This is a genomic window from Bacillus sp. EE-W1 (assembly GCF_009760835.1).
GTDB classification, from domain to species: Bacteria; Bacillota; Bacilli; order Bacillales; family Bacillaceae_G; genus Bacillus_A; species Bacillus_A wiedmannii.
Genome location: NZ_WIPE01000020.1, coordinates 22,312 through 43,321 on the forward strand (window position 1 = coordinate 22,312; position 21,010 = coordinate 43,321).

Below are 21,010 nucleotides of genomic sequence, written 5' to 3' on the forward strand. Positions count from 1 at the left end.
ACTTCTCTTCTCGAGTGACGAGAGAGGTAAATGGGGGTTTTCCTGTTTACTATATTTTCAATCATTGTAATGACACCGGTTTCATCAGTTCATGTGATATGAACGTTTTATTTGTAAATCTTCCTAGAAAACAATGAATCTATGTTTTACTGCCGCAGAACAGTATTACATTATGCTGTCCCTTTAGCTCGTTCGTTAGGAAATGGCATATTTAATATAGAGGCAATGTACTGTTTTCCATGCATTCGAGCTAATGATTCTAATATTTGACGGACGCGTTTTGTAAGATGTCCTTGTTCCTTTATAGCTTCACAATATGCGTCATAGAAAGCGTATTTAGCCCAAAGGAAATCATCTTGTTGGAATAAAAAATGATTTTTGTACCATTCCCCAATTGTATGGTAACAATTGTTTTCATGTATTGCTGCGCTTTGAGAAAGAATACGATCAGATAAAGATGTAGTTAAATGAGAAATTGTGTTTTCTGTTTCAAATTGTAATGTTTTTTCTAACATTGTAATGATGTGACGAGTAGCCATATGTTAACTCTCCTTTGTGTAAATGGGTAATACCATTCTATATTTAAAAAATCCTTACTATATTATTATACAATATATGGAATGCATCCACCTTCTTTTTAAATTGCATTTACAAAATCTTTTTTATTTGTTTACAAAAATAAAGTAAGATACAGTATATATGAAAAAATAATAAAGGAATGAACGCGTTGTATATAACAGTAGAAGAAGCTGCGGAGTATTTGAATTTACCAAAGTCGTATATTGAAGAGCTAATTCAGCAAAAGAAAATTCGTGCACTATTTGATGGAGAGCAATATTTATTAAATAAAGAACAATTCAATACACATTTAGAACAAATGGAGAAATATAAGCAATTAGTGGAAGATATATTGAATGAACCAATTCCAGAAGATATGGATGTTAAAGACGAAGATTAAACTATGGGAAATCCCGTATGAAGATATGCAGAAATGTATCTTCATACGGGATTTTTTGTTTAAAGATATTAAAAGCCTAAGGAGCGTTTAGCATTTCTTCGAATTTTGATAGGTAGTAGTCTACCATGTTAAAAGCATATTTTTTTCTAGCTAGGACAAACATAGAGAACGTAACCTGTACAGATACATATACTATCAGTGCAAATGCTTATAAATTAATGGAAGGGGTTTTCTCGTGAGTTTATTTCATTGTGATTTTTTGAAAGACTTAATTGGATCTTTTGTGAGAGTAAACAGGGGTGGTCCAGAATCTCAAAAAGGAACAATAATATCAGTATGTCCGGACTACTTCGTATTGCAGAATGAAAAAGGTGAGCTTTATTACTATCAACTTAGTCATCTAAAAAGTATTACAAAAAATGCGAAAGACTGTGGATCAAGTGATTGCGATTGGGAAGATTGTGCATGTGCAGAAGACTTTGAAGCACTACTTCAAAGCTTCAAATATTGCTGGGTGAAAATTAATCGCGGTGGTCCAGAGAAAGTAGAAGGCATCTTACAAGATGTTTCGTGTGATTTCGTAACATTGATCGTAAAAGAAGAAATTATATTAGTTGCAATAAAGCATATTAAAAGCGTTAACTATAATGCATTAGCATGCGGAGAGAGCGATGAGAGCGACGATAGTAGTAGTAAGGAAAGTAGTAGCAATAATTCAGGTCGCGCTCGTGCACAAAGACAATCAAGTAGAGGAAGATAATAAGAAAGGGGGATACGAAATTGGAGAGCATATTATGCTGTGAGCAAATTAAGTGTTTAGTCGGTGAGACTGTAAAAGTAAATCTTCGTGGACCAGAGAGTCGAGTGGGGGTACTTGTATCGTTAGGAAGAGATTACCTTACATTACAACTTCCTCTTGGTGAATTAGTATATTACCAACTAAAGCATGTGAAGAGTCTAGTTAAGAAAGTGAAAGAAAGTAAATGTGGCGATTGCTATGTTTCAAGTTTCTGCTCTGATGATGATACTTTTGTCGATGTATTACGTGACTTGAAGTATAAGTGGGTAAAGATTAATCGTGGCGGTCCAGAATGTGTAGAAGGTTTGTTAAGTGAGGTACACCATGACTGTATTACACTAGTAAACTGCGATGAAGTTATTTATGTAATTAAGTCTCATATTAAGAGTGTGAGCCAAGTAGTGAAATGTAAAAAGAATGAAGAAGAATAATGTTTGATAAATAAGAGGGGCATTATGGTTGAAGGTGAAGAACGATTTCTTATTTCGGATAGTATGAAAAGGAAGTCTTTACTATTAAGACGGAACATTGCCCCTGATTATTTTTTTGAATGGAGAATAGGAAAGCAAAAAATTTATAGGAAGGAGGATATAGATGAATGAGTTAAACAAAAGTATTGGAGAAAATATATATGTTAAACTAATCGGTGAAAAAAGATTTAAAGGTGTATTAATAGACGTAGGAAATGATATTGTTGTTCTTTACAATGGACAAGACTACGTATATATATCTTTATACCATGTACAATATTATAAATTTTTAAGACCATATGATGAGGAAATATCAAAACCAGATGTTGACTCTGTAATTAAGAGGGAATCGCCTTCTATTTCTTTAAGAAAAGTATTAAGCACTTCTAAAGGGATTTTTACAGAGGTTTATGTAGCAGGAAATGCTCCAATACATGGTTATGTTACAAGTGTAATGAACGATTATATTGTTTTTTATAGCCCAGTTTATAAAACAGTATATATATCTTTAAAGCATTTGAAATGGTTAATTCCGTATAAAGAAAACCAAGTCCCGTACGCCCTCAATAAAAATGAACTCCCCGTGAATCCATTAAATATTACGTTAGCTAGAACATTCGAAGAACAGCTTATAAAAATGTCCGGCAAAATCATGGTGTTCGATTTAGGTGAGGAATCTAATAAAATCGGAAAGATGGCAAAGATTGATGAAGGGCATATTGAAATATTAAAAGCACGTGATGCAAAAATGTATGTGAATATTCAACATGTGAAATCTGTCCATTGTCCGTAATCTAGTTGAAAGGGCTGGCTTTTTCTTTTATATGCAGAAGAAAAGGTCGAGCCTATTTGTTTAGCTCGATTTGAATATGAGAGGGAAAATGAATTGAATATAAATGTGTTAGTGTGACCTTTGAAGAGGAAATCTTGTGCAAAATTATAAAAAATATGTACGAGCCATTTTTTATATATTCAATTTATTTTTTTGTGGGAGAACTGCTCAACTAATATATTAAAGGGGTTTTGTTTGTGGAGCAGTTTCCAAATTCGTTATCGATTACATTACTTGGTAGTGCTGGTGGAGCAGCAAAAGCAGTTTTAGCAATTTTAAATCAAGCGATAGCAAATGAAAAAGACCCGATTTATGAAGCGATAAAGAATGTTACATTTCATTTGGTTGACATAAAACAAAAAGATAGGGCTTATTATGGTGAGTTGTTTCCAAATTTGAAAGATCAATTGTTTTTATATGAAATTGACCTTCAAGATGTAGTGAAATTCAAACAACATTTGAAAGAAAAAAGCACGGGTGTTGTTATTGATGTTTCGGGGGCAGATACAATCAGAGTATTAAGTTGTTGTAATGAACTTGGAATTTGTTATATTAATTCAGCTTTGGAAAATGAGGAAGTAGATCAGGACGATAGTTTAATCGGTTTTCAGCTTACGGAAAGATATACGAGGTTTGAGAAGGAGAAAGAGAAATTTACAAATACAAAAGCAATTATAGGCTCAGGTATGAATCCAGGTGTTGTTCAATGGATGGTTGTTGAACTTATGAAGGAACGTCCAAAGGAAAAGCCAAGAGCATGTTATATAGTAGAACATGATACGTCATTTTTAAATGATACAGCACTTATAAAGCCTCATACACTTTATGCTTCATGGGCAGTAGAGCGATTTCTAGATGAAGCGATATGGAGTTATCCGATGTATATGAGTCATCATCGTCCTCTTTATTTTTATGAAGATGTATATGCTTCAGAGTATAAAGTAAAGTTAGGAGAGAAAGAGTTTTATGGCTGTTTAATGCCACATGAGGAAGTTTTAATTTTAGGAAAAAACTTCAATATGGAAGTGGGTTTTCTTTACCGAATTAATGAGTATACGACTAATGTAATTAGACAGAACTTAGATCAAGTAGAAGATTTATGGAGTTGGAATCGTAAAGTATTTAATCCAGCCGAAGAAGAGATTGCCGGCGAGGATCTAGTAGGTGTATTACTCGTTTATGAAAATAGTGAGACATATATGTATAACGTGATGAATAGCAGTCAAGTTTTTCATAAATATAAAACGAATGCGACTTACTTCCAAGTAGGATGCGGAATTTATGCTGGCTTGTGTAGTTTACTGTTCGATAACTTTAAACAAGGTGCCTATTATGTAGAGGAATTATTATTAAATACAGAGAGTAAGTACGGAGAATATTTGAATTTATATATGAAGGATTTTGTAGTGGGCGGAAATGACTTTACGGATGGATTGCTACATGATCGGGTAAGATGGATATAAGTTGTGACGAAAAGGAAGGGGAAATCTCCTTCCTTTTCGTATGATAAGGTTACATCTTACCCTGAAAGCAATTTCATACTTATAATTTAAGGAGATAATATGTAGAGCTTTTGTATTGAGTATGAGGAGTATTTATATGAACAAATTTAAAAGCTTGATATATGAGGAAAGAGAAGCTTTTAAATTATTTAAAAAAATTAACGGATTTGTTAGAGAAAATCGGTAAAGCTTTTTACAAAACAAAGGAGAATGGTACGGGACTTGGGTTAATGATTACATATAAAATCATTGAGGAACATCAAGGAAGTATCGCGATTCAAAGTAGCATGGGAATAGGAACGAAAGAGGAAATTTTTTTACCGACAGCATAATGTGCTAGAGAAAAAATTCAGAAAAGTGTTCTTGTTGTGTAAATATAAACATTTTATAAAATGTTTCAAGAAGGGTTTTTTTTATAAAATACTTCGTTTATAATGGAGGAAAATATCGACATGAGATTTGTTATTCATGTAACGGTTCGGTAGTGTTAGAGAAAGAAGGGGTGCACGCGCATCCTTTTTTCTATGCAGATATTATGAAAGAGGTGGTATGATGGAATTAACATTAAATTCGACTGTATGTTTACACACGATTCAATTTCGAAAAGAGCAAAAGAATTATATTGTAAAAGATACAATTACAGGAGAAAAATATGAAATGCCGCCACTTTGGATTGATGCATTGGCAATGATGCGTGACGGTTTTTTATTGGGGGAAATTGAGGAGAAATTAAAAGAAGAGTATCCAGACGAAGAAATAAATATGTTAGCATTTACGAGGCAACTGTTAGAGCTAGAGCTTGTCGGAATGGTAGATGGCGAAGAAATAGCTTGTACAAAGAAGAAAGAGAAAGATTATTTAGCTTGGTTATGTCCTCGTGTTGAGCAATTCTTTCTTAGTTTAAATAAAAAAAATAGAAGCAAAGGTCAATGATGATCTTTGCTTTTTTGTATAGTTTGTTTAAAAAATTACAGCGAATGCCCTTGCGAAAGCACCGTCGCTATCTTTAATTTTTAAAGGTGCCGCTGAGAAAAAGAAACGTTTCGTGTTAATTGCATCTAAGTTTGTTAAGTTTTCGATTAAATAAATATTATTCCCAAGTAGTATGTGATGAATTGGCGATGTTTCTGTCGTTACCTCATCAGGAGAGATGAAATCTAAACCGACAGATTTTACTTTTAATTGAACTAGTTCTTCAGCTAATTCTTCAGAAAGATAAAAAGCTTCTTTCTCATATGCTTCTGTATTCCATTTCGTAGATAGATTGGAATGGAAAATGACAATATCACCTTCTTTTATGTCAGCGTTGTGTAATACTTCTTTAGGTAGTTTTCGTTCTTGTACATGAGTTACATCAATAAGAACAGCTTCGCCTACAAATTGATCTAGGGGTAATTGATCAATAGTCGTTGCGCCTGAAATGAAATGAGCAGGAGCATCACAATGCGTGCCAACATGAACGACAGAATGAAAATCTGTAACTTGATAGCCTGTCTCTTCAACGCTTGTAATGGCTCCTAAATTGATTTTTGGTGTTCCAGGGAATTGGGACATATTGTTTTCAAATGTTTGTGATAGGTCAATTACTTTCATTTTAAATACCTCCAATATATGTTTTGAAATAAAAAAACTCACCTTTCATAATCAAGAAAGATGAGTTTTGTACACAATAGTTACGTTTTATCTTTCAAAATGCAATGCATTTTGCAGGAATTAGCACCTATTCAGTTTGTATAAACTGAGGTTGCTGGGCGTCAAAGGGCCGGTCCCTCTGCCTCTCTTGATAAAGACATATTAAGTTTTCGTTTCTGAATATTCACTACTTTTAAATTGTAATTCATTTCCTTTTTTCGTGCAATATAAAATAGGTATTCACCCAAATAAAGTTGCTCGCATATTGTAGCTTATGTAAATAGAATGCTGCGAAGGAGTGAGTGCAGTGACAGGGAATGTATTGAATTATTACGCTGGTGGAAATACAGCTAGAGGATTTCATAATTTATACGATGAGAATTTAAAAGGGCTAAACAGGTTATTTATTTTAAAGGGTGGTCCTGGAACCGGGAAATCTTCTTTAATCAAAGCAATAGGTCGCGAGTGGGTTGAAAAAGGATATGATATTGAATTTTTACACTGCTCTTCTGATAATAAATCGGTTGATGGTGTAATTATCCCGAAGTTAAAAGTAGGAATTGTTGATGGAACATCACCGCATGTTATTGAGCCGAAAATGCCAGGAGTTGTCGAAGAGTATATTAATTTAGGGGTTGCTTGGGACTCAGATAAATTAAGAAAGCAGAAGGTGGAAATTGAACGATTTGTTTCAGAAGCAAGCAAGGCTTTTCAAACTGCTTACGCTTGTTTTAACGAGGCACTAGTTATACATGACGAGTGGGAGAAAATATATATTAATAATATTGATTTTAATAAAGCAAATGAACTAACTGATCAGCTGATTCAGAAGTTATTTACAGATAAAGGCGGGAAACAATCGCTTGTGAAACATCGGTTTTTAGGGGCAGCTACACCGAAAGGAGCAGTTGATTTTGTTCCTAATTTAACAGAGGGATTACCACATCGTTATTTTATAAAAGGACGCCCAGGATCTGGGAAATCAACAATGCTTAAAAAATTAGCTAAGGCAGCAGAAGAAAAAGGATTTGAAGTTGAAGTATATCATTGTGGATTTGATCCAAATAGTCTTGATATGGTTATCGTAAGAGAATTAGGGTTTGCAATTTTTGATAGCACCGCACCACATGAATATTTTCCGAGCCGCGAAGGTGATGAAATTATAGATATGTATGCCTTGATTGTGACACCAGGGACAGATGAGAAGTATGCGACAGAAATTCGTGACGTGTCGATTCAATATAAAGCAAAAATGAATGAGGCGATGTCTTTCTTAGCGAAAGCGAAATCAGTTCGTGATAAATTAGAACGAATATATATTGCTGCTATGGATTTTTCAAAAGTAGATGCATATAAAGAGGAGATTCAAAAAGAGTTTGAACGAATTGCGGTTAGTGTAAAAGAAAAGAACAAGTAAAAAATAAAGGATTTTGGTAGGCTGTCGGGAATTTTCTGACAGCTATTTTAGTATGTAGTAAAATTAGGAGTATATTTGTCGAATTTCCAAGGAAATAATCAAAAAATGGAGAGGGTATGAAATGAGAGAGAAAATTAGAGTGGAGTTAGCAAGAATTGAACAAGAGAATGATGTGAAAATTTTATTTGCAGTGGAATCAGGGAGTCGTGCTTGGGGATTTCCATCGAAAGATAGTGATTATGATGTTAGATTTGTTTATATGCATCCGGTAGAGTGGTATTTATCAATTCATGATAAACGAGATGTAATTGAGTATCCGATTAGTGATGATTTAGATATAAGCGGGTGGGATATTAAAAAGGCGTTACAGTTATTCGCAAAGTCAAACCCAGCTTTACTCGAATGGATTCGATCACCGATTTTCTATTCGAAAAACTCTCATTTTCCAGAACAGCTTCAGCAAATGAGTGATAAGCACTTTGATCCAAAAGCAACGATATATCATTACTTACATATGGCTTCAAAAAATTATCGTGAATTTTTGCAAGGTGAGGACGTAAAATTGAAAAAATACTTTTATGTATTGCGTCCGATTTTAGCTTGTAAGTGGCTAGAGGAGAAAACAACTTTACCACCTGTAGAATTCGATCGATTGATTACAGAATTATCGTTAGAACGTAGCGTATTAGATGAAATTGAACAGTTGTTAATAAAGAAAAAGGCAGGTACTGAATTAGATGTTGGATTAAAAATTGAGGTGTTGAATCAATTTTTAGAAGAACAAATTCATTACTATCAGCAATATGTAAAAGGAATTGAAAAGGGATCAGGAATCGATATTGAGAGTTTAAATACATTGTTTCGAGATATGTTGTTTGAAGTATATGAAAAAGGGCACAAGTGAGTTTGTGCTCTTTTTTTATTTTGTAGGAATAAAGAAAACAGATATAGCTGCAAGAAGACCCGCGAATGAGAATAAGTAAAAATTCCATGCTAAGTCATATTGCATTGTCATAATAATACCGACAAGAATAGGACCAGCAATCGCACCAACTCGGCCAAGTCCAAGTCCCCAGCCTAAGGAGGTAGCTCGGATATGGGATGGGAAGTATTGTGTTACATATGCATTTAATATTTGAGTAATACCGACTGATCCAATTCCAGCAAGGCCGATTAAAAGATAAATGATTGTAACAGATGGTTTAATTGTTAATAGTCCAATACATATAGCTGCCATAAGATAGGAGATGCTAATAACAATTTTAGCCCCTATACGATCCGCGATTGCTCCAGCAAATAATGCACCGATAGCGGCAGTAATATTTAGCATAAGTAAAAATGATAGACTAGATCCAAGAGGGTATCCTGCTTGGCGCATCATCTGCGGTAACCAAGTGTTTAAACCGTATATTAAAAACATTCCCATTATATAAGTAATCCAAAAAAGCAGCGTCGCTTTTATGTACTCTTTTGAGAATAACGTAAGAAATCCATTTTTCTTTCGTATATTAGGTGGGGCTTGATGAGTTTCCTCTTTTGCATTGAATTCAATTTGAAAACGATTAAGGATTTGTTCCACTTCTTCTTGTCGATTACGTGATAACAAAAATTGAATGGATTCAGGTAAATAACGAATGATGAAAGGAATGAGGAGTAGTGGAATCATTCCGATGCCAAACATAATTCTCCATCCGAAATCTTCTAACATAAACATAGACAAAATAGCACCTAACACGATACCTAAAGGATAGCCAGTAAACATAAGAGCATAAATAAAAGATTGTCGCTTTTTTGGTGAATATTCAACAGTAAGTGCTGAAGCTGTTGGAATAACACCGCCTAATCCGATTCCTCCGATAAATCGAGATAAACCAAATAATTCAGGGGAAGGAGCAAGTGCAGCAAGGCCCATTGTGATGGAGAAAAGTGCTAAACAGCATATAAGCGTCCATTTTCGTCCAATTAGATCTGTAATGGTTCCAACTAGAATAGCGCCAATAAACATCCCAAATAAAGCATAGCTAGCAATTGTACCAGCGTGTGCCGGTGAAAGTGCCCAGCTTTTGTCTTCTAGGAGCTTTGGCAGAACGGCACCGTAAATACCTAAATCATATCCATCAGCTAGAATGGCTAGCCAACAAATAAAAACAACAAGTTTTGTAATAGAGCTTGAAAAGATAGTTTTTGTAGATTCTAGATGAGGTGGAGCTGAAGTTTGCATAGTATTCCCTCCTTTTATTTATAGATAAATATATTATTTTATTTGATGTTAATATTTCCCTTCTTATGTCGAAGTTTATCTGAAAAGGTTTTATAACAAATAAAGAAGTTCAACAGGAATCCTGTTGAACTTCTTTATTTGTTTACTCATTATCAACTCGTTTTAACGGTTGATCTGCTGGACCTTCCATAACATCTCCCTCAATTGAAAAGCGGGAACCATGGCAAGGGCAGTCCCAAGTACAATCACCATTATTCCATTCAACTTCGCAGCCGAGATGTGTACAAGTTGTATCGACAATATGTAATTTCCCATCTTTGTCCTTATAAGCACCTGCTCGTTTCCCATTAACATGTACGACAGATCCTTCACCAACTTCGAGATCTTCTGGCTTACGTAATGCGGTTTCAATCTTTCCTTCAATTAAATGTTTCGCAACATCAATGTTCTGGGAGAGGAATGTTTTTATATCTGGATTTGCATGGAAGCGTGATGGTGCATACAGCTCCTTATAGGGATTGTGGACTTTTAGAATGGAGTCCTTCAGTAAATGAGCGGCAGCAGTTCCAGTTGTCATTCCCCATTTACGATATCCAGTTGCAACAAATATATTTGGATTTCTTTCGTTAATATGTCCGATATAAGGAAGCTTATCTAGCGTGATTAAATCTTGTGCTGACCATCTATAGGGAACTTCATCTACTCCAAACGTTGCTTCCGCAAAAGAATACAGTGCTTCGTAATGAAGCATCGTGTTTATTCCTTGTCCTGTTTTATGACTTTCTCCGCCAATTAAAATTAATTGTTCTCCATTGTTTGTTGTATAGCGTAAGGAGCGTTTTGGATCATCAATACTTAAATACATGCCACCTGGATAATCTGTTTTTGCTTTAATGGCAAGAGCATAAGAGCGTTCTGCGTACATTCGCGTAAAGAAAAAGCTATTCGCATCATAAAAAGGAAAATGTGAACAAGAGACAACATATTCACAAGTGATGCGATGTCCGCTCTTTGTAATGACTTGTGGATAATCACCCTTTTCCACATCAATAGCTGTTGTTTGTTCATAAACTTTTCCACCCATCTCTACAAACTTTTCTAAAAGTGTTTTCAAATAAAGGAGGGGATGGAATTGTCCTTGGTTTTTCATGACAAGTGCAGATTGTACTGGAATCGGAATCGATAGAGATTGAACATAGTCACAAGGTATATTTAATTTTTGATAGGCTTCATATTCTTTTGATAAACTTCTTAATCCATTATCAGTAGTTGTATATAAATATGAATCTTCATTTGAGAAATTACAGTCGATTTTATATGTTTTCACCGTCTCATTTATAAATTGTAGAGCATGATTATTTGATTCATAGTAAAGCCTCGCTTTTTCCAAACCAAAATGATTTATTAATTCATCATAAATAAGATCGTGTTGTGCTGTTACCTTTGCTGTTGTATGCCCAGTCGTTCCATTTAAAATAAGACCAGAATCAATTAAAACAACATCGATGCCTTCTTTCGCAAGTAAATAGGCAGTAGTAATACCTGTAATACCGGCACCGATAACGGCAACTTTTGTCTTTATATTTTCAGATAAAGGGGGAAAAGCAGGGATTTGAGTAGATTCAATCCAATAAGATAATGGGAATTGTGGAAATGTATCGCTTGTCATTATAGAAACCTCCCGATTTTAGAACAATTTTCCTTTTAATATTTCCATAAGATATGAAATTCATGTGTGCTGTTTTAGAGAGAGCCTATTTTTATTAAAAGAAAGATAAAATTATTTTAATATAATTTTGGTGTTGTCGGTATGAAGAGATAGGAGTTGTGCAAAGCTAGATTCAGGTGAGTTTATTTGTTGTTTACACAGAGAGTTCTTGAATAAGATAGAGTCTATAGTATGTCAGCATATATATATGCATAATGGGTAAAACCTTATAAAATCTATGTTTTTTCTTTAGTGGAATAAAGTATGATTATAAAAATATAACCAACTTTTATTACTAGGTCATAAAAGTTGTTGACAATATGGAAATTCTATTGATATGATTCATCATGTGGAAAGGTTGATAGAGAGTAAAAAGAGAAATGTTTTTCATTGATAATAAAAGCGAAAAGATAAGTGACGATAGAGTGAGTATATTTTCCTTATACATAGATGCTTTTTAATCAGCTAGTAAAATCAATCTGGAAGCAAGAATTGATATATGTAAGTTGCGCAAGACGCGGCATAAGAAAGGGGCAAAAGGATGAAGGAGCTTCATACGTTTGGGTGGTATGCAGCACGTGTATCACCACATTTGCCGAAAAAAGCATTTAAACCAGTTCCTACACGTTTATTTGGTGGACTGGCTTATTTGCTTGTGGCATTGGCGGGGTTAATATCGATTGGTGTATTTGAATTGAATGTGTGGGCGAATCTAGGAATTGCGATTGTTCTTGGATTATGTTTTGCTTCACTTGGATTTTTAGGACATGAAATTTTACATGGAACTGTTGTAAGAAAAGCATGGCTTCGTGATTTTTTAGGCGCGATAGCATTTATGCCATTATCAACTGGCCCGAAGCTTTGGAGAAAGTGGCATAATGCAACGCATCATGTTCATACACAACATGAAGAAAATGATCCAGATGCATGGCCTACACTTGAGAAACTGAAAAAGAGTAAGTTTTTAAGGTGGGTATATCGCATGCCTCTTCATGTTCGTTCATTCTTTAGTTTTCTGTCACTAACCATTCAATTTACGTTACATTCGACTCGAATGTTCTTTCATTTTATAAAGGAATTTAAGTCATCCAATCAAAAATCTGTATGGCTTCAACTTCTTTTGCCTTGGACTGTTTGGATTAGTTTATTGTTTATTATGGGACCTGGAAAATGGTTATTTGCATATGTAATTCCATTGTTAATTGCTAACTTTATTGTAATGGCATATATCGCAACAAATCATCGATTAAATCCAATTGTTCCAGTAAATGATCCGTTAGCGAACTGTTTATCAGTAACAGTGCCGCGCTGGGTAGACGTTTTACATTTCAATTTCTCATATCATACAGAACACCATTTGTTCCCTGCTATGAGCTCTAAATACTATCCGTTAGTAAAAGAGAAAATTAAAGAAATGTGGCCGGAACGCTATCATGAGATGCCAATGACAAAAGCTTTGGCAGCGCTATGGAATACACCACGTGTGTATTATCAAGGAAGTGAATTAGTGGATCCGCATAGAGAGCATTTCTATGGTTCTTTAGGAAATGGACTAGATCCTCATAATATTTCATATCGTGAGGAACATATAGAGGAAGAAGAGAGTATTAAAAAAATAAATCAGTAAAAATTGATATATTTTGCAGTGAAAAAGCAAGCCATTTCAGGCTTGCTTTTTTTTATAAAGAGACTTCTTTTTTATTCTTTTTGCTAAATTGAACTGAATTTGTTTCTTTTCTTTGTAATCGTTTCTCTAAAAGATTAACAAAATAAGTAAATAGAAGAACGAGTACGAGGTAATATAAACCAACGATTATGTATGTATCTAATTGTTGGAAGTTACTTGCAGCAATTGATAAACCTGATCCCCATAATTCGGACAATCCTACATATGCAACGAGAGAGGAGTCCTTTAATCCAATAATAAACTGATTTCCTAAAGGAGGAAGAGATTGACGAAATGCTTGCGGTAATACAATACGGCGCATTGCTAAAGGATAAGGCATACCTAAAGAACGAGCGGCTTCCAATTGTCCACGGTCGACAGATTGAATGGAACCGCGGAAAATTTCAGTAATATATGCACCGTTATGGATTGCTAAAGCAATTGCTCCTGCCCAAAAAGGAGTGAAGACAATAATCGATGTAATACCGAAATAGAGAATGGCAATTTGAACAATTAAAGGTGTACCACGAATAATGGCGATATATACATGAGCAATACTATTTAAAATCTTATTGTTAGAGATTCGAAAAAAAGCGAATAGTAATCCAATTAGTGAACCAAGTAATAGGGATGTTAGTGTTAATTGTAATGTGACAATAGTAGCCTTTAAGAGTGTGGGATAAGTAGACATAAAAATTTCAAACATATGTGTCACCTCATATTGTATGGATTTTGGTAGGGAATGAAATACCCCACATAAAAAGTGGGGCATAATGTATGAAACATTTGACTAGCTAATTTACTTCGTTTTTTCTTCTTCACCGAGAATATTACGCCCAAACCATTTTTTACTGATCTTTTCATACGTACCATCTTTAATGATTTCATCTAAAGCTTTATTTACTTTCTCAACCATTTCTTTATCATCTTTACGAATAGCAATTCCCATTTCATCAAGATTTAATGGTTTTCCAGCTTCTTTTATATTTGATTTACCTTCTTTGATCATACGTAAACCAACCATTTGATCAGTGATTACTGCATCAATACGTCCAGGCTCTAAGTCCATAAGTGCAGTAATATCGCTGTCATATTCTGTGATTTGATCTGTATGTTTTGCAACAAGGTCTTTAAAGGTACTAGCCTTTACAACACCAATTTTCTTACCTTTCAAATCTTCTGGAGAAGAGATAGATGTATTCTTTTTAGCCACAAAAATTTGGGCACCAGAACGATAATAAGGATTTGAGAAACTAACAGCTTTTAAGCGTTCTTCTGTAATTGCCATACTGCCCAATATAGCATCATATTTTTTCGATTGTAGACCTTGAATTAGCGTTTCCCATGGATTTGTAATAGGAGTGGGTTTCATATTCATTTTTTTCGCAAGTGCCTCGCCAATTTCCACATCAAAACCGGCAAGCTTTCCGTCATTTTCTTTATAGTTAAAAGGTTTATATAAGCCACTCATCGCATAACGAAATTCTTTTTTACCATTTGAAGAAGTAGTAGCACTTTCCTTACTACAGGCTCCTAGTATGAAGGATGTACATAATGTAATACTCGCAACAATGGTTAATAGTTTTCTTTTCATAAAACCCCTCCTATATATTGATCATACGGATGGTTTTAAGTATGTTACTGAGATATTTTATTTGGACAATTAGTTGTGCACCGTATGAATGTATTTCTTTTCATTTGAAACAGAAGTTACATTATAAAACGTTGCGTAAAAATTGTTTTGCTCGTTCATGTGATGGAGCTGAAAAGAATTGTGCTGGCGGAGCGTCCTCTACAATCTTTCCGTCATCCATAAATATGACGCGATCAGCTACATCTCTTGCGAAATTCATTTCATGAGTAACGATAACCATGGTCATTCCTTCTTCAGCAAGTTCTTTCATAACTTGCAATACTTCTCCAACAAGTTCAGGGTCTAAGGCTGAGGTAGGTTCATCAAATAGCATAATTTTAGGATTCATGGCAAGAGCTCGTGCAATGGCAATGCGCTGCTTTTGACCACCTGACAGGAGGTGGGGAGTTACATCTGCTTTATCTTGTAGACCGACTTTTTGCAAAAGCTGATTTCCAATCTCTTTTGCATTTGCTGTTTCTAATTTCTTTACATGAATAGGTGCTTCTATGATGTTTTCTAGTGAGGTCATATGGGGAAAGAGGTTAAAGTGTTGAAAAACCATACCGACATTTTCACGGACTTTGTTTAAATTTGAATGCTGTGGATCAATTCGTTCACCTTGTAAGTGAATTTCACCTTCATCGTACATTTCTAAAAAGTTAAGACAGCGAAGTAATGTACTTTTACCGGAACCACTGGCACCAATTAAAACAACAACTTCTTTTTCTTTTACTTCTAAATCAATTCCTTTTAAAACATCAAGTGAGCCAAATGATTTTACTAGATTTTGAACCTGAATCATACAAAACCCCCAGTCAAAATATATTTTACAAATGTTGCCCCTTATTTCTGTTATTAGTCATAAATTGTCAGAATCCTTTATTTTTTTCGGGTAATTTGATATTCAAAGAAATAATGATTTTAAAAATCCCTATATCTTTCTATAACGAAAATATGGATAATAATATATAGGTAGTACTTATGTTGCTTATAAAAAGGGGGAAAGAAGAGATGGAAAAAGAAAGGAAGACATTTTCCTTTGGCTTACGTACACAACTTATGCTATTTACTACAGTTTTAGCTTTTATTACATATTCAACAAGTATATTTTTTATTTACGTGATATACGATTATTTTCAAAGTTATGTAAGTCAAACTGTTTATAATATTATCGTTATGTTATTAGGTGTAGTATGGTCTGGAATTTTAGCGTATGGAGCAGCAATCTTTTTAATTAAACCACTTCGAAAGTTGGAGGAGGCTGCAAGGAAAGCGGCCGATGGCGATATTCGTGAAGATGTCCCGTTACCAAAAACAGATGATGAGATTAAATCTTTAAGTGTTGCATTTAATATGATGCTAGGGAACTTAAGAGGTATGGTAAAAAATATTGATACTACATTTTCGTATACAAATAATCAAGTTCAGCAAATTAGAAGGCAAACAGGGGAAGCAACAAAGCAAGCACGAGGTGTGTCTGAAACCCTTGCAGAGATTTCTTCTGGCGCCGAGCAATCAGCAGCTTCCATTCAGGCGATTGTTTCTGCTGTTGATACAACAACTTCTATTGCGAGTGAAGTAGAAGAAAAAGCAAAACAGTCTGACGAGCTGTCTTTAGAAATGGTTCAAGCTTTAGGGCAAAGTACACGAGTCTTTACTTCTTTAATTCAAGGTATTCAAACATTGGCAAAAGAAAATGAAAATTCGATGCAAAATGTACAGAAATTAGAAGAACGAATGAAACAAGTAGAACATATTGTTTCTGTTGTGAGTGAGATTGCTAGTCAAACGAATTTATTAGCACTGAATGCTTCTATTGAGGCAGCTCGTGCTGGAGAGCATGGAAGGGGCTTTGCAGTTGTAGCTGAAGAAGTACGTAAACTTGCCGATGAAAGCGATCATTCTGCAAGAAATATATCGCAGTTATTACGGAATATGCAAGAAGAAGTGCAACAAGTCGCATTGAAAATGACAGAGCAAGTGAAAACGGCTAAAGAAGAGGCGAAACGTGGGGAAGCTACTGAATTAATTTTAAAAGAAATGTCATCAAGTATTATGGAAGTTGCCGATGCAACGAAGCAAATTAGTGGCTATATGAACGAACAAGTGAGTCACATTCATCAAACCGGAGCACAGACGAAGGCTGTAGCAGCAATTGCTGAGGAAACATCAGCTGGTTCACAAGAAGTAGCACGTGTGACGTTGCAACAATCTAAAAATATGGTAGTAATCGATCAATTGTTAAAGGATCTAGAAAAGCAAGCAGCAGACTTGAAACAAACAATTGAACGATTTTCAATGTAAAAAGGGTGGGATACTTTGTTGAAAACGAAAAACATTGCAAGGATCATATATGGTTTTCACTTTACGCAATCTTTGAAAGTTAGGGCCGTAATAACTAGTTTGCCAATTTTTAATGTCGATATCGGGCCAATTGATAAAGCTGTCTCGTAAATCTTTAACCGAGCATATGTAAAGTGCGTGGACAAGAGCAGGTGAGGAATGAGATTTGCTTTTGTGAGAAATAAATAAAGCATAAGAATAAGGAATCTACATAGAGTTCAATGAAAACAGTTGCAAACTATTCATATTTTGTTATGATAGTGTTACGAAAACGTTTGCATAAATTTCTGATGGGATGCAAAAGGAGAGAATGACTATGAAAAAGACATGGTGGAAAGAAGCGGTTGCGTATCAAATTTATCCGCGTAGCTTTATGGATTCAAATGGTGATGGTATTGGAGATTTACAAGGTATTATTGCAAAACTGGATTATTTAAAAGATTTAGGTATAGATGTAATTTGGATTTGTCCAATGTATAAGTCACCTAATGATGATAATGGCTATGACATTAGTGATTATCAAGATATCATGGATGAATTTGGTACGATGGAAGACTTTGATGCTTTACTAGATGAAGTTCATAAGCGTGATATGAAGCTTATTATTGATTTAGTTATTAATCATACGAGTGATGAACATCCATGGTTTATTGAGTCACGTTCATCTAAAGACAATCCGAAGCGTGATTGGTATATTTGGCATGATGGTAAAGATGGTGCGGAACCAAACAACTGGGAAAGTATTTTTAATGGTTCGGCATGGGAATATGATGAAGTAACAGGACAATATTATTTACACTTATTCTCGCGTAAACAACCAGATTTAAACTGGGAGAATAAAGAGGTTCGCGAAGTGTTATACGATACAGTTAATTGGTGGCTTGATAAAGGAATTGATGGTTTCCGAGTGGATGCAATCAGCCATATTAAAAAAGAAGATGGTTTCAAAGATATGCCAAATCCAAAAGAACTAAAGTATGTACCATCTTTTGATAAACATATGAATGTGGATGGTATTCAACCTTTATTAGAAGAGTTAAAAGAAAATACGTTTTCTAAGTATGATATTATGACTGTTGGTGAAGCGAATGGCGTTAAGATTGAAGATGCTGAGCTTTGGGTTGGAGAAGAGCAAGGTAAGTTCAATATGGTATTCCAATTCGAACATTTAAGTTTATGGGATGCAGAAAAGAAGAAAGATCTTGATGTTGTAGGTTTGAAAAAGGTATTAACGAAATGGCAAAAAGGGTTAGAAAATAAAGGATGGAATGCTTTATATATTGAGAATCACGATAAGCCACGTATCGTTTCAACTTGGGGAGACGATAAACAATATTGGCGTGAAAGTGCAACAGCTCTTGGAGCAATGTATTTCTTTATGCACGGTACACCGTTTATTTATCAAGGACAAGAAATTGGGATGACAAATGTTCAATTCCCAAATATTGAAGATTATGATGATGTAGCAATTAAAAATTTATATCGAGAGAAAATTGCAGAGGGCGTATCACATCAAGATATGATGGAAATTATATGGGCTTCTTGCCGCGATAATTCACGTACACCTATGCAGTGGAACGATGAGATGAATGCTGGCTTTACAACAGGTGCATCTTGGTTTGGTATGAATCCAAACTATAAAGAAATTAATGTTGAAAAGCAAAAGAATGAAGAGAACTCTATTTTCAATTTCTATAAGAAAATGATTGCCTTGAAAAAAGAGCACGATGTACTGAATTACGGTACGTATGATTTACTTTTAGAAGATGATCCGCAAATTTATGCATATACTCGTACATTAAACGATGAAAAAATCGTTGTAATTAGTAATATCTCAAAAGAGGTAGCTGTGTATAATGAAGGTTCATTTGCACTAGAACGCAAACGTTTGCTTTTAAATAACTATAAAGTTGCGGAAAATGAACAAGTAACTTCAATCACGTTAAAACCTTATGAAACAAGGGTTTATCGCATTTCATAATAAAAAAGGATGCTCTTAGAGCATCTTTTTTTATGAAAAAAAATAAATTTCTATTGCAAAGTGAAAACGCTTTTATTAAAATAGATTTATGAAAACGGTTGCGTAAAGATAAAAATAAAGTAACGTAAGGAATCGTTTTCATAATAGAAACAGAAATTATCATTTAAATCATTATGTTGTTATAAATAAAGGGGAGGAAGAACAGATGAAAATTACGTCTTTTGATTTTTGGCAAAAGTTCGGGAAAGCATTATTAGTTGTTGTAGCTGTAATGCCAGCAGCTGGTTTAATGATTTCTATCGGTAAGTTAATTGGGATGTCTGCTGGGGATATTAACGCAGTTCATACAATCGCTCGCGTAATGGAAGACATCGGTTGGGCAATCATTACAAATCTACACATCTTATTCGCAGTAGCAATTGGGGGATCTTGGGCGAAGGATCGCGCAGGTGGTGCATTTGCAGCGCTATTAGCATTCGTCTTAACGAACAGAATTACAGGAGCTATATTTGGCGTAAACGCTGAAATGTTAGCGGATTCAAAAGCGACAGTTTCTTCAGTATTAGCAGGAGATTTAGTTGTAAAAGATTACTTTACTTCTGTACTTGGTGCACCAGCATTAAACATGGGAGTTTTCGTAGGGATTATCACAGGTTTTTTAGGAGCTACTCTATATAACAAATATTATAACTATAATAAACTACCACAGGCATTAGCATTCTTTAACGGAAAACGATTCGTACCATTCGTTGTAATTGTTTGGTCTACAGTCACTGCAATTGTATTATCACTTTTATGGCCGTTCATCCAAAGTGGATTAAATGAATTCGGTCGCTGGATTGCAGCATCTAAAGATAGTGCACCAGTTGTTGCACCATTTGTATATGGAACGTTAGAGCGTTTACTATTACCATTCGGTTTACATCATATGTTAACGATTCCGATGAACTACACAGAGCTAGGCGGAACATATACGATGTTAACTGGTTCAAAAGTTGGACAAATTGTAGCAGGACAAGATCCTTTATGGCTTGCATGGATTACAGACTTAAATAATTTACTAGCAAATGGAGATACGAAAGCATATAACGATTTATTAAATAACGTTGTACCAGCTCGTTTCAAAGCTGGACAAGTTATTGGCTCAACAGCAGCGTTAATGGGTATTGCTTTCGCGATGTTCCGTAATGTTGATAAAGAAAAACGTGCAAAATATAAACCAATGTTCTTATCGGCTGCATTAGCAGTATTCTTAACAGGTGTAACAGAACCAATTGAATTCATGTTCATGTTTATTGCTCCAGTATTATATGTTGTATATGCAATTACAACAGGACTTGCATTCGCATTAGCAGATTTAATTAACTTACGTGTTCACGCATTTGGATTTATTGAATTAATTACTCGTACACCGATGATGGTTAATGCAGGACTAACAAGAGATTTAATCAACTTCGTTATCGTTTCATTAGTGTTCTTCGGTCTGAACTTTACATTATTCAATTTCTTAATTAAAAAATTCAATTTACCAACACCAGGACGTGCAGGTAACTATATTGATAATGAAGATGAGTCATCAGAAGGAACAGGAAATGTACAGGATGGTTCATTAGCAACAAAAGTTATTGATTTATTAGGTGGTAAAGAAAATATTGCTGACGTAGATGCTTGTATGACGCGTTTACGTGTAACAGTAAAAGATTTAGATGTTGTTGCACCAGAAGCACAGTGGAAACAAAATGGTGCTTTAGGACTTATCGTAAAAGATAAAGGTGTACAAGCAGTATATGGTCCGAAAGCTGACGTATTAAAGTCAGACATTCAAGATATGTTAGGTGCGTAATA

Annotated in this window: 19 protein-coding genes, 3 pseudogenes and 1 riboswitch; of the genes and pseudogenes, 14 read left to right on the plus strand and 8 right to left on the minus strand. The window is 34.7% G+C overall.

The window, feature by feature from the left end; all coding sequences use genetic code 11:
- Window positions 1–170: 170 nt before the first annotated feature.
- Window positions 171–539, minus strand: a complete 369-nt coding sequence (locus tag GFJ36_RS01650) for a hypothetical protein (protein WP_046953739.1) — start codon at window positions 537–539, stop codon at window positions 171–173.
- A 179-nt stretch (window positions 540–718) separates the two neighbouring features.
- On the opposite strand from GFJ36_RS01650, the gene GFJ36_RS01655 reads away from it, so the two are divergent.
- The 7 genes and pseudogenes from GFJ36_RS01655 (at window position 719) to GFJ36_RS01685 (ending at window position 5,494) form a co-directional block, all read left to right on the plus strand.
- On the plus strand, window positions 719–958 hold the full coding sequence (locus GFJ36_RS01655) for a helix-turn-helix domain-containing protein (RefSeq protein WP_002006755.1): 240 nt from the start codon (window positions 719–721) through the stop codon (window positions 956–958).
- 235 nt (window positions 959–1,193) lie between these two features.
- On the plus strand, window positions 1,194–1,718 hold the full coding sequence (locus GFJ36_RS01660) for a spore coat protein (RefSeq protein ID WP_088061576.1): 525 nt from the start codon (window positions 1,194–1,196) through the stop codon (window positions 1,716–1,718).
- Window positions 1,719–1,738: 20 nt separating this feature from the next.
- Window positions 1,739–2,188 carry a spore coat protein gene (locus GFJ36_RS01665; RefSeq protein WP_088061577.1) on the plus strand — a complete coding sequence of 150 codons (450 nt, stop codon included), beginning with the start codon at window positions 1,739–1,741 and terminating at the stop codon, window positions 2,186–2,188.
- Between the two features lie 163 nt (window positions 2,189–2,351).
- A complete protein-coding gene (locus GFJ36_RS01670) occupies window positions 2,352–3,020 on the plus strand; it encodes an LSm family protein (RefSeq protein WP_001004279.1) in 669 nt (222 codons plus the stop codon).
- A 236-nt stretch (window positions 3,021–3,256) separates the two neighbouring features.
- A complete protein-coding gene (locus GFJ36_RS01675) occupies window positions 3,257–4,522 on the plus strand; it encodes an S-adenosylmethionine decarboxylase related protein (RefSeq protein WP_088061581.1) in 1,266 nt (421 codons plus the stop codon).
- Between the two features lie 209 nt (window positions 4,523–4,731).
- Window positions 4,732–4,893: pseudogene (locus GFJ36_RS01680) on the plus strand (ATP-binding protein); the annotation flags it as partial.
- A 220-nt stretch (window positions 4,894–5,113) separates the two neighbouring features.
- Window positions 5,114–5,494 (plus strand): hypothetical protein, encoded by a 381-nt coding sequence (locus tag GFJ36_RS01685; protein WP_097889285.1) that lies wholly within the window; start codon window positions 5,114–5,116, stop codon window positions 5,492–5,494.
- 27 nt (window positions 5,495–5,521) lie between these two features.
- Here GFJ36_RS01685 and GFJ36_RS01690 read toward each other — a convergent pair whose 3' ends face one another.
- Complete coding sequence (locus tag GFJ36_RS01690; protein ID WP_046958871.1) at window positions 5,522–6,154, minus strand: cyclase family protein; 633 nt, start codon at window positions 6,152–6,154, stop codon at window positions 5,522–5,524.
- 84 nt (window positions 6,155–6,238) lie between these two features.
- A riboswitch (SAM riboswitch) is annotated at window positions 6,239–6,351 on the minus strand.
- A gap of 149 nt (window positions 6,352–6,500) precedes the next feature.
- On the opposite strand from GFJ36_RS01690, the gene GFJ36_RS01695 reads away from it, so the two are divergent.
- Both GFJ36_RS01695 and GFJ36_RS01700 read left to right on the plus strand, forming a co-directional pair.
- Window positions 6,501–7,610, plus strand: coding sequence for a PRK06851 family protein (locus GFJ36_RS01695; protein WP_048541970.1), 1,110 nt, complete (start codon window positions 6,501–6,503; stop codon window positions 7,608–7,610).
- Between the two features lie 121 nt (window positions 7,611–7,731).
- The gene (locus GFJ36_RS01700; RefSeq protein WP_097889286.1) at window positions 7,732–8,514 is read left to right on the plus strand and encodes a nucleotidyltransferase domain-containing protein; all 783 of its coding nucleotides are present in this window, start codon (window positions 7,732–7,734) and stop codon (window positions 8,512–8,514) included.
- Window positions 8,515–8,529: 15 nt separating this feature from the next.
- On the opposite strand, the gene GFJ36_RS01705 is transcribed toward GFJ36_RS01700, so the two are convergent.
- Both GFJ36_RS01705 and GFJ36_RS01710 read right to left on the minus strand, forming a co-directional pair.
- Window positions 8,530–9,831 carry an MFS transporter gene (locus GFJ36_RS01705; RefSeq protein ID WP_097889287.1) on the minus strand — a complete coding sequence of 434 codons (1,302 nt, stop codon included), beginning with the start codon at window positions 9,829–9,831 and terminating at the stop codon, window positions 8,530–8,532.
- A gap of 142 nt (window positions 9,832–9,973) precedes the next feature.
- Window positions 9,974–11,500 carry an FAD-dependent oxidoreductase gene (locus GFJ36_RS01710; RefSeq protein WP_097889288.1) on the minus strand — a complete coding sequence of 509 codons (1,527 nt, stop codon included), beginning with the start codon at window positions 11,498–11,500 and terminating at the stop codon, window positions 9,974–9,976.
- 580 nt (window positions 11,501–12,080) lie between these two features.
- Here GFJ36_RS01710 and desB point away from each other — a divergent pair.
- Window positions 12,081–13,166 carry a Delta(10) desaturase DesB gene (desB, locus tag GFJ36_RS01715; RefSeq protein ID WP_157349433.1) on the plus strand — a complete coding sequence of 362 codons (1,086 nt, stop codon included), beginning with the start codon at window positions 12,081–12,083 and terminating at the stop codon, window positions 13,164–13,166.
- A gap of 52 nt (window positions 13,167–13,218) precedes the next feature.
- Here the strand turns inward: desB and GFJ36_RS01720 are convergent, their stop codons facing one another.
- From GFJ36_RS01720 to GFJ36_RS01730, 3 genes are all read right to left on the minus strand, one after another.
- Window positions 13,219–13,911: an amino acid ABC transporter permease gene (locus GFJ36_RS01720; RefSeq protein ID WP_000461606.1), complete on the minus strand. Its 693-nt coding sequence runs from the start codon at window positions 13,909–13,911 to the stop codon at window positions 13,219–13,221.
- A 93-nt stretch (window positions 13,912–14,004) separates the two neighbouring features.
- Complete coding sequence (locus tag GFJ36_RS01725) at window positions 14,005–14,799, minus strand: ABC transporter substrate-binding protein (RefSeq protein ID WP_046953749.1); 795 nt, start codon at window positions 14,797–14,799, stop codon at window positions 14,005–14,007.
- A 121-nt stretch (window positions 14,800–14,920) separates the two neighbouring features.
- Window positions 14,921–15,643: an amino acid ABC transporter ATP-binding protein gene (locus tag GFJ36_RS01730; RefSeq protein WP_097889289.1), complete on the minus strand. Its 723-nt coding sequence runs from the start codon at window positions 15,641–15,643 to the stop codon at window positions 14,921–14,923.
- A 374-nt stretch (window positions 15,644–16,017) separates the two neighbouring features.
- Here GFJ36_RS01730 and GFJ36_RS30160 point away from each other — a divergent pair.
- Window positions 16,018–16,203 (plus strand): annotated as a pseudogene (locus GFJ36_RS30160) (HAMP domain-containing protein); the annotation flags it as partial.
- 15 nt (window positions 16,204–16,218) lie between these two features.
- Window positions 16,219–17,145 carry a methyl-accepting chemotaxis protein gene (locus tag GFJ36_RS01735; protein ID WP_407707385.1) on the plus strand — a complete coding sequence of 309 codons (927 nt, stop codon included), beginning with the start codon at window positions 16,219–16,221 and terminating at the stop codon, window positions 17,143–17,145.
- Here the strand turns inward: GFJ36_RS01735 and GFJ36_RS01740 are convergent.
- Window positions 17,137–17,304 (minus strand): annotated as a pseudogene (locus GFJ36_RS01740) (BBE domain-containing protein); the annotation flags it as partial. The gene GFJ36_RS01735 and the pseudogene GFJ36_RS01740 sit on opposite strands and share 9 nt — an antisense overlap.
- Before the next feature lie 196 nt (window positions 17,305–17,500).
- On the opposite strand from GFJ36_RS01740, the gene GFJ36_RS01745 reads away from it, so the two are divergent.
- Both GFJ36_RS01745 and GFJ36_RS01750 read left to right on the plus strand, forming a co-directional pair.
- A complete protein-coding gene (locus GFJ36_RS01745) occupies window positions 17,501–19,165 on the plus strand; it encodes a glycoside hydrolase family 13 protein (protein ID WP_060486900.1) in 1,665 nt (554 codons plus the stop codon).
- A 205-nt stretch (window positions 19,166–19,370) separates the two neighbouring features.
- Complete coding sequence (locus GFJ36_RS01750; RefSeq protein WP_000705549.1) at window positions 19,371–21,008, plus strand: PTS transporter subunit IIBC; 1,638 nt, start codon at window positions 19,371–19,373, stop codon at window positions 21,006–21,008.
- The last annotated feature ends 2 nt before the right edge of the window (window positions 21,009–21,010 follow it).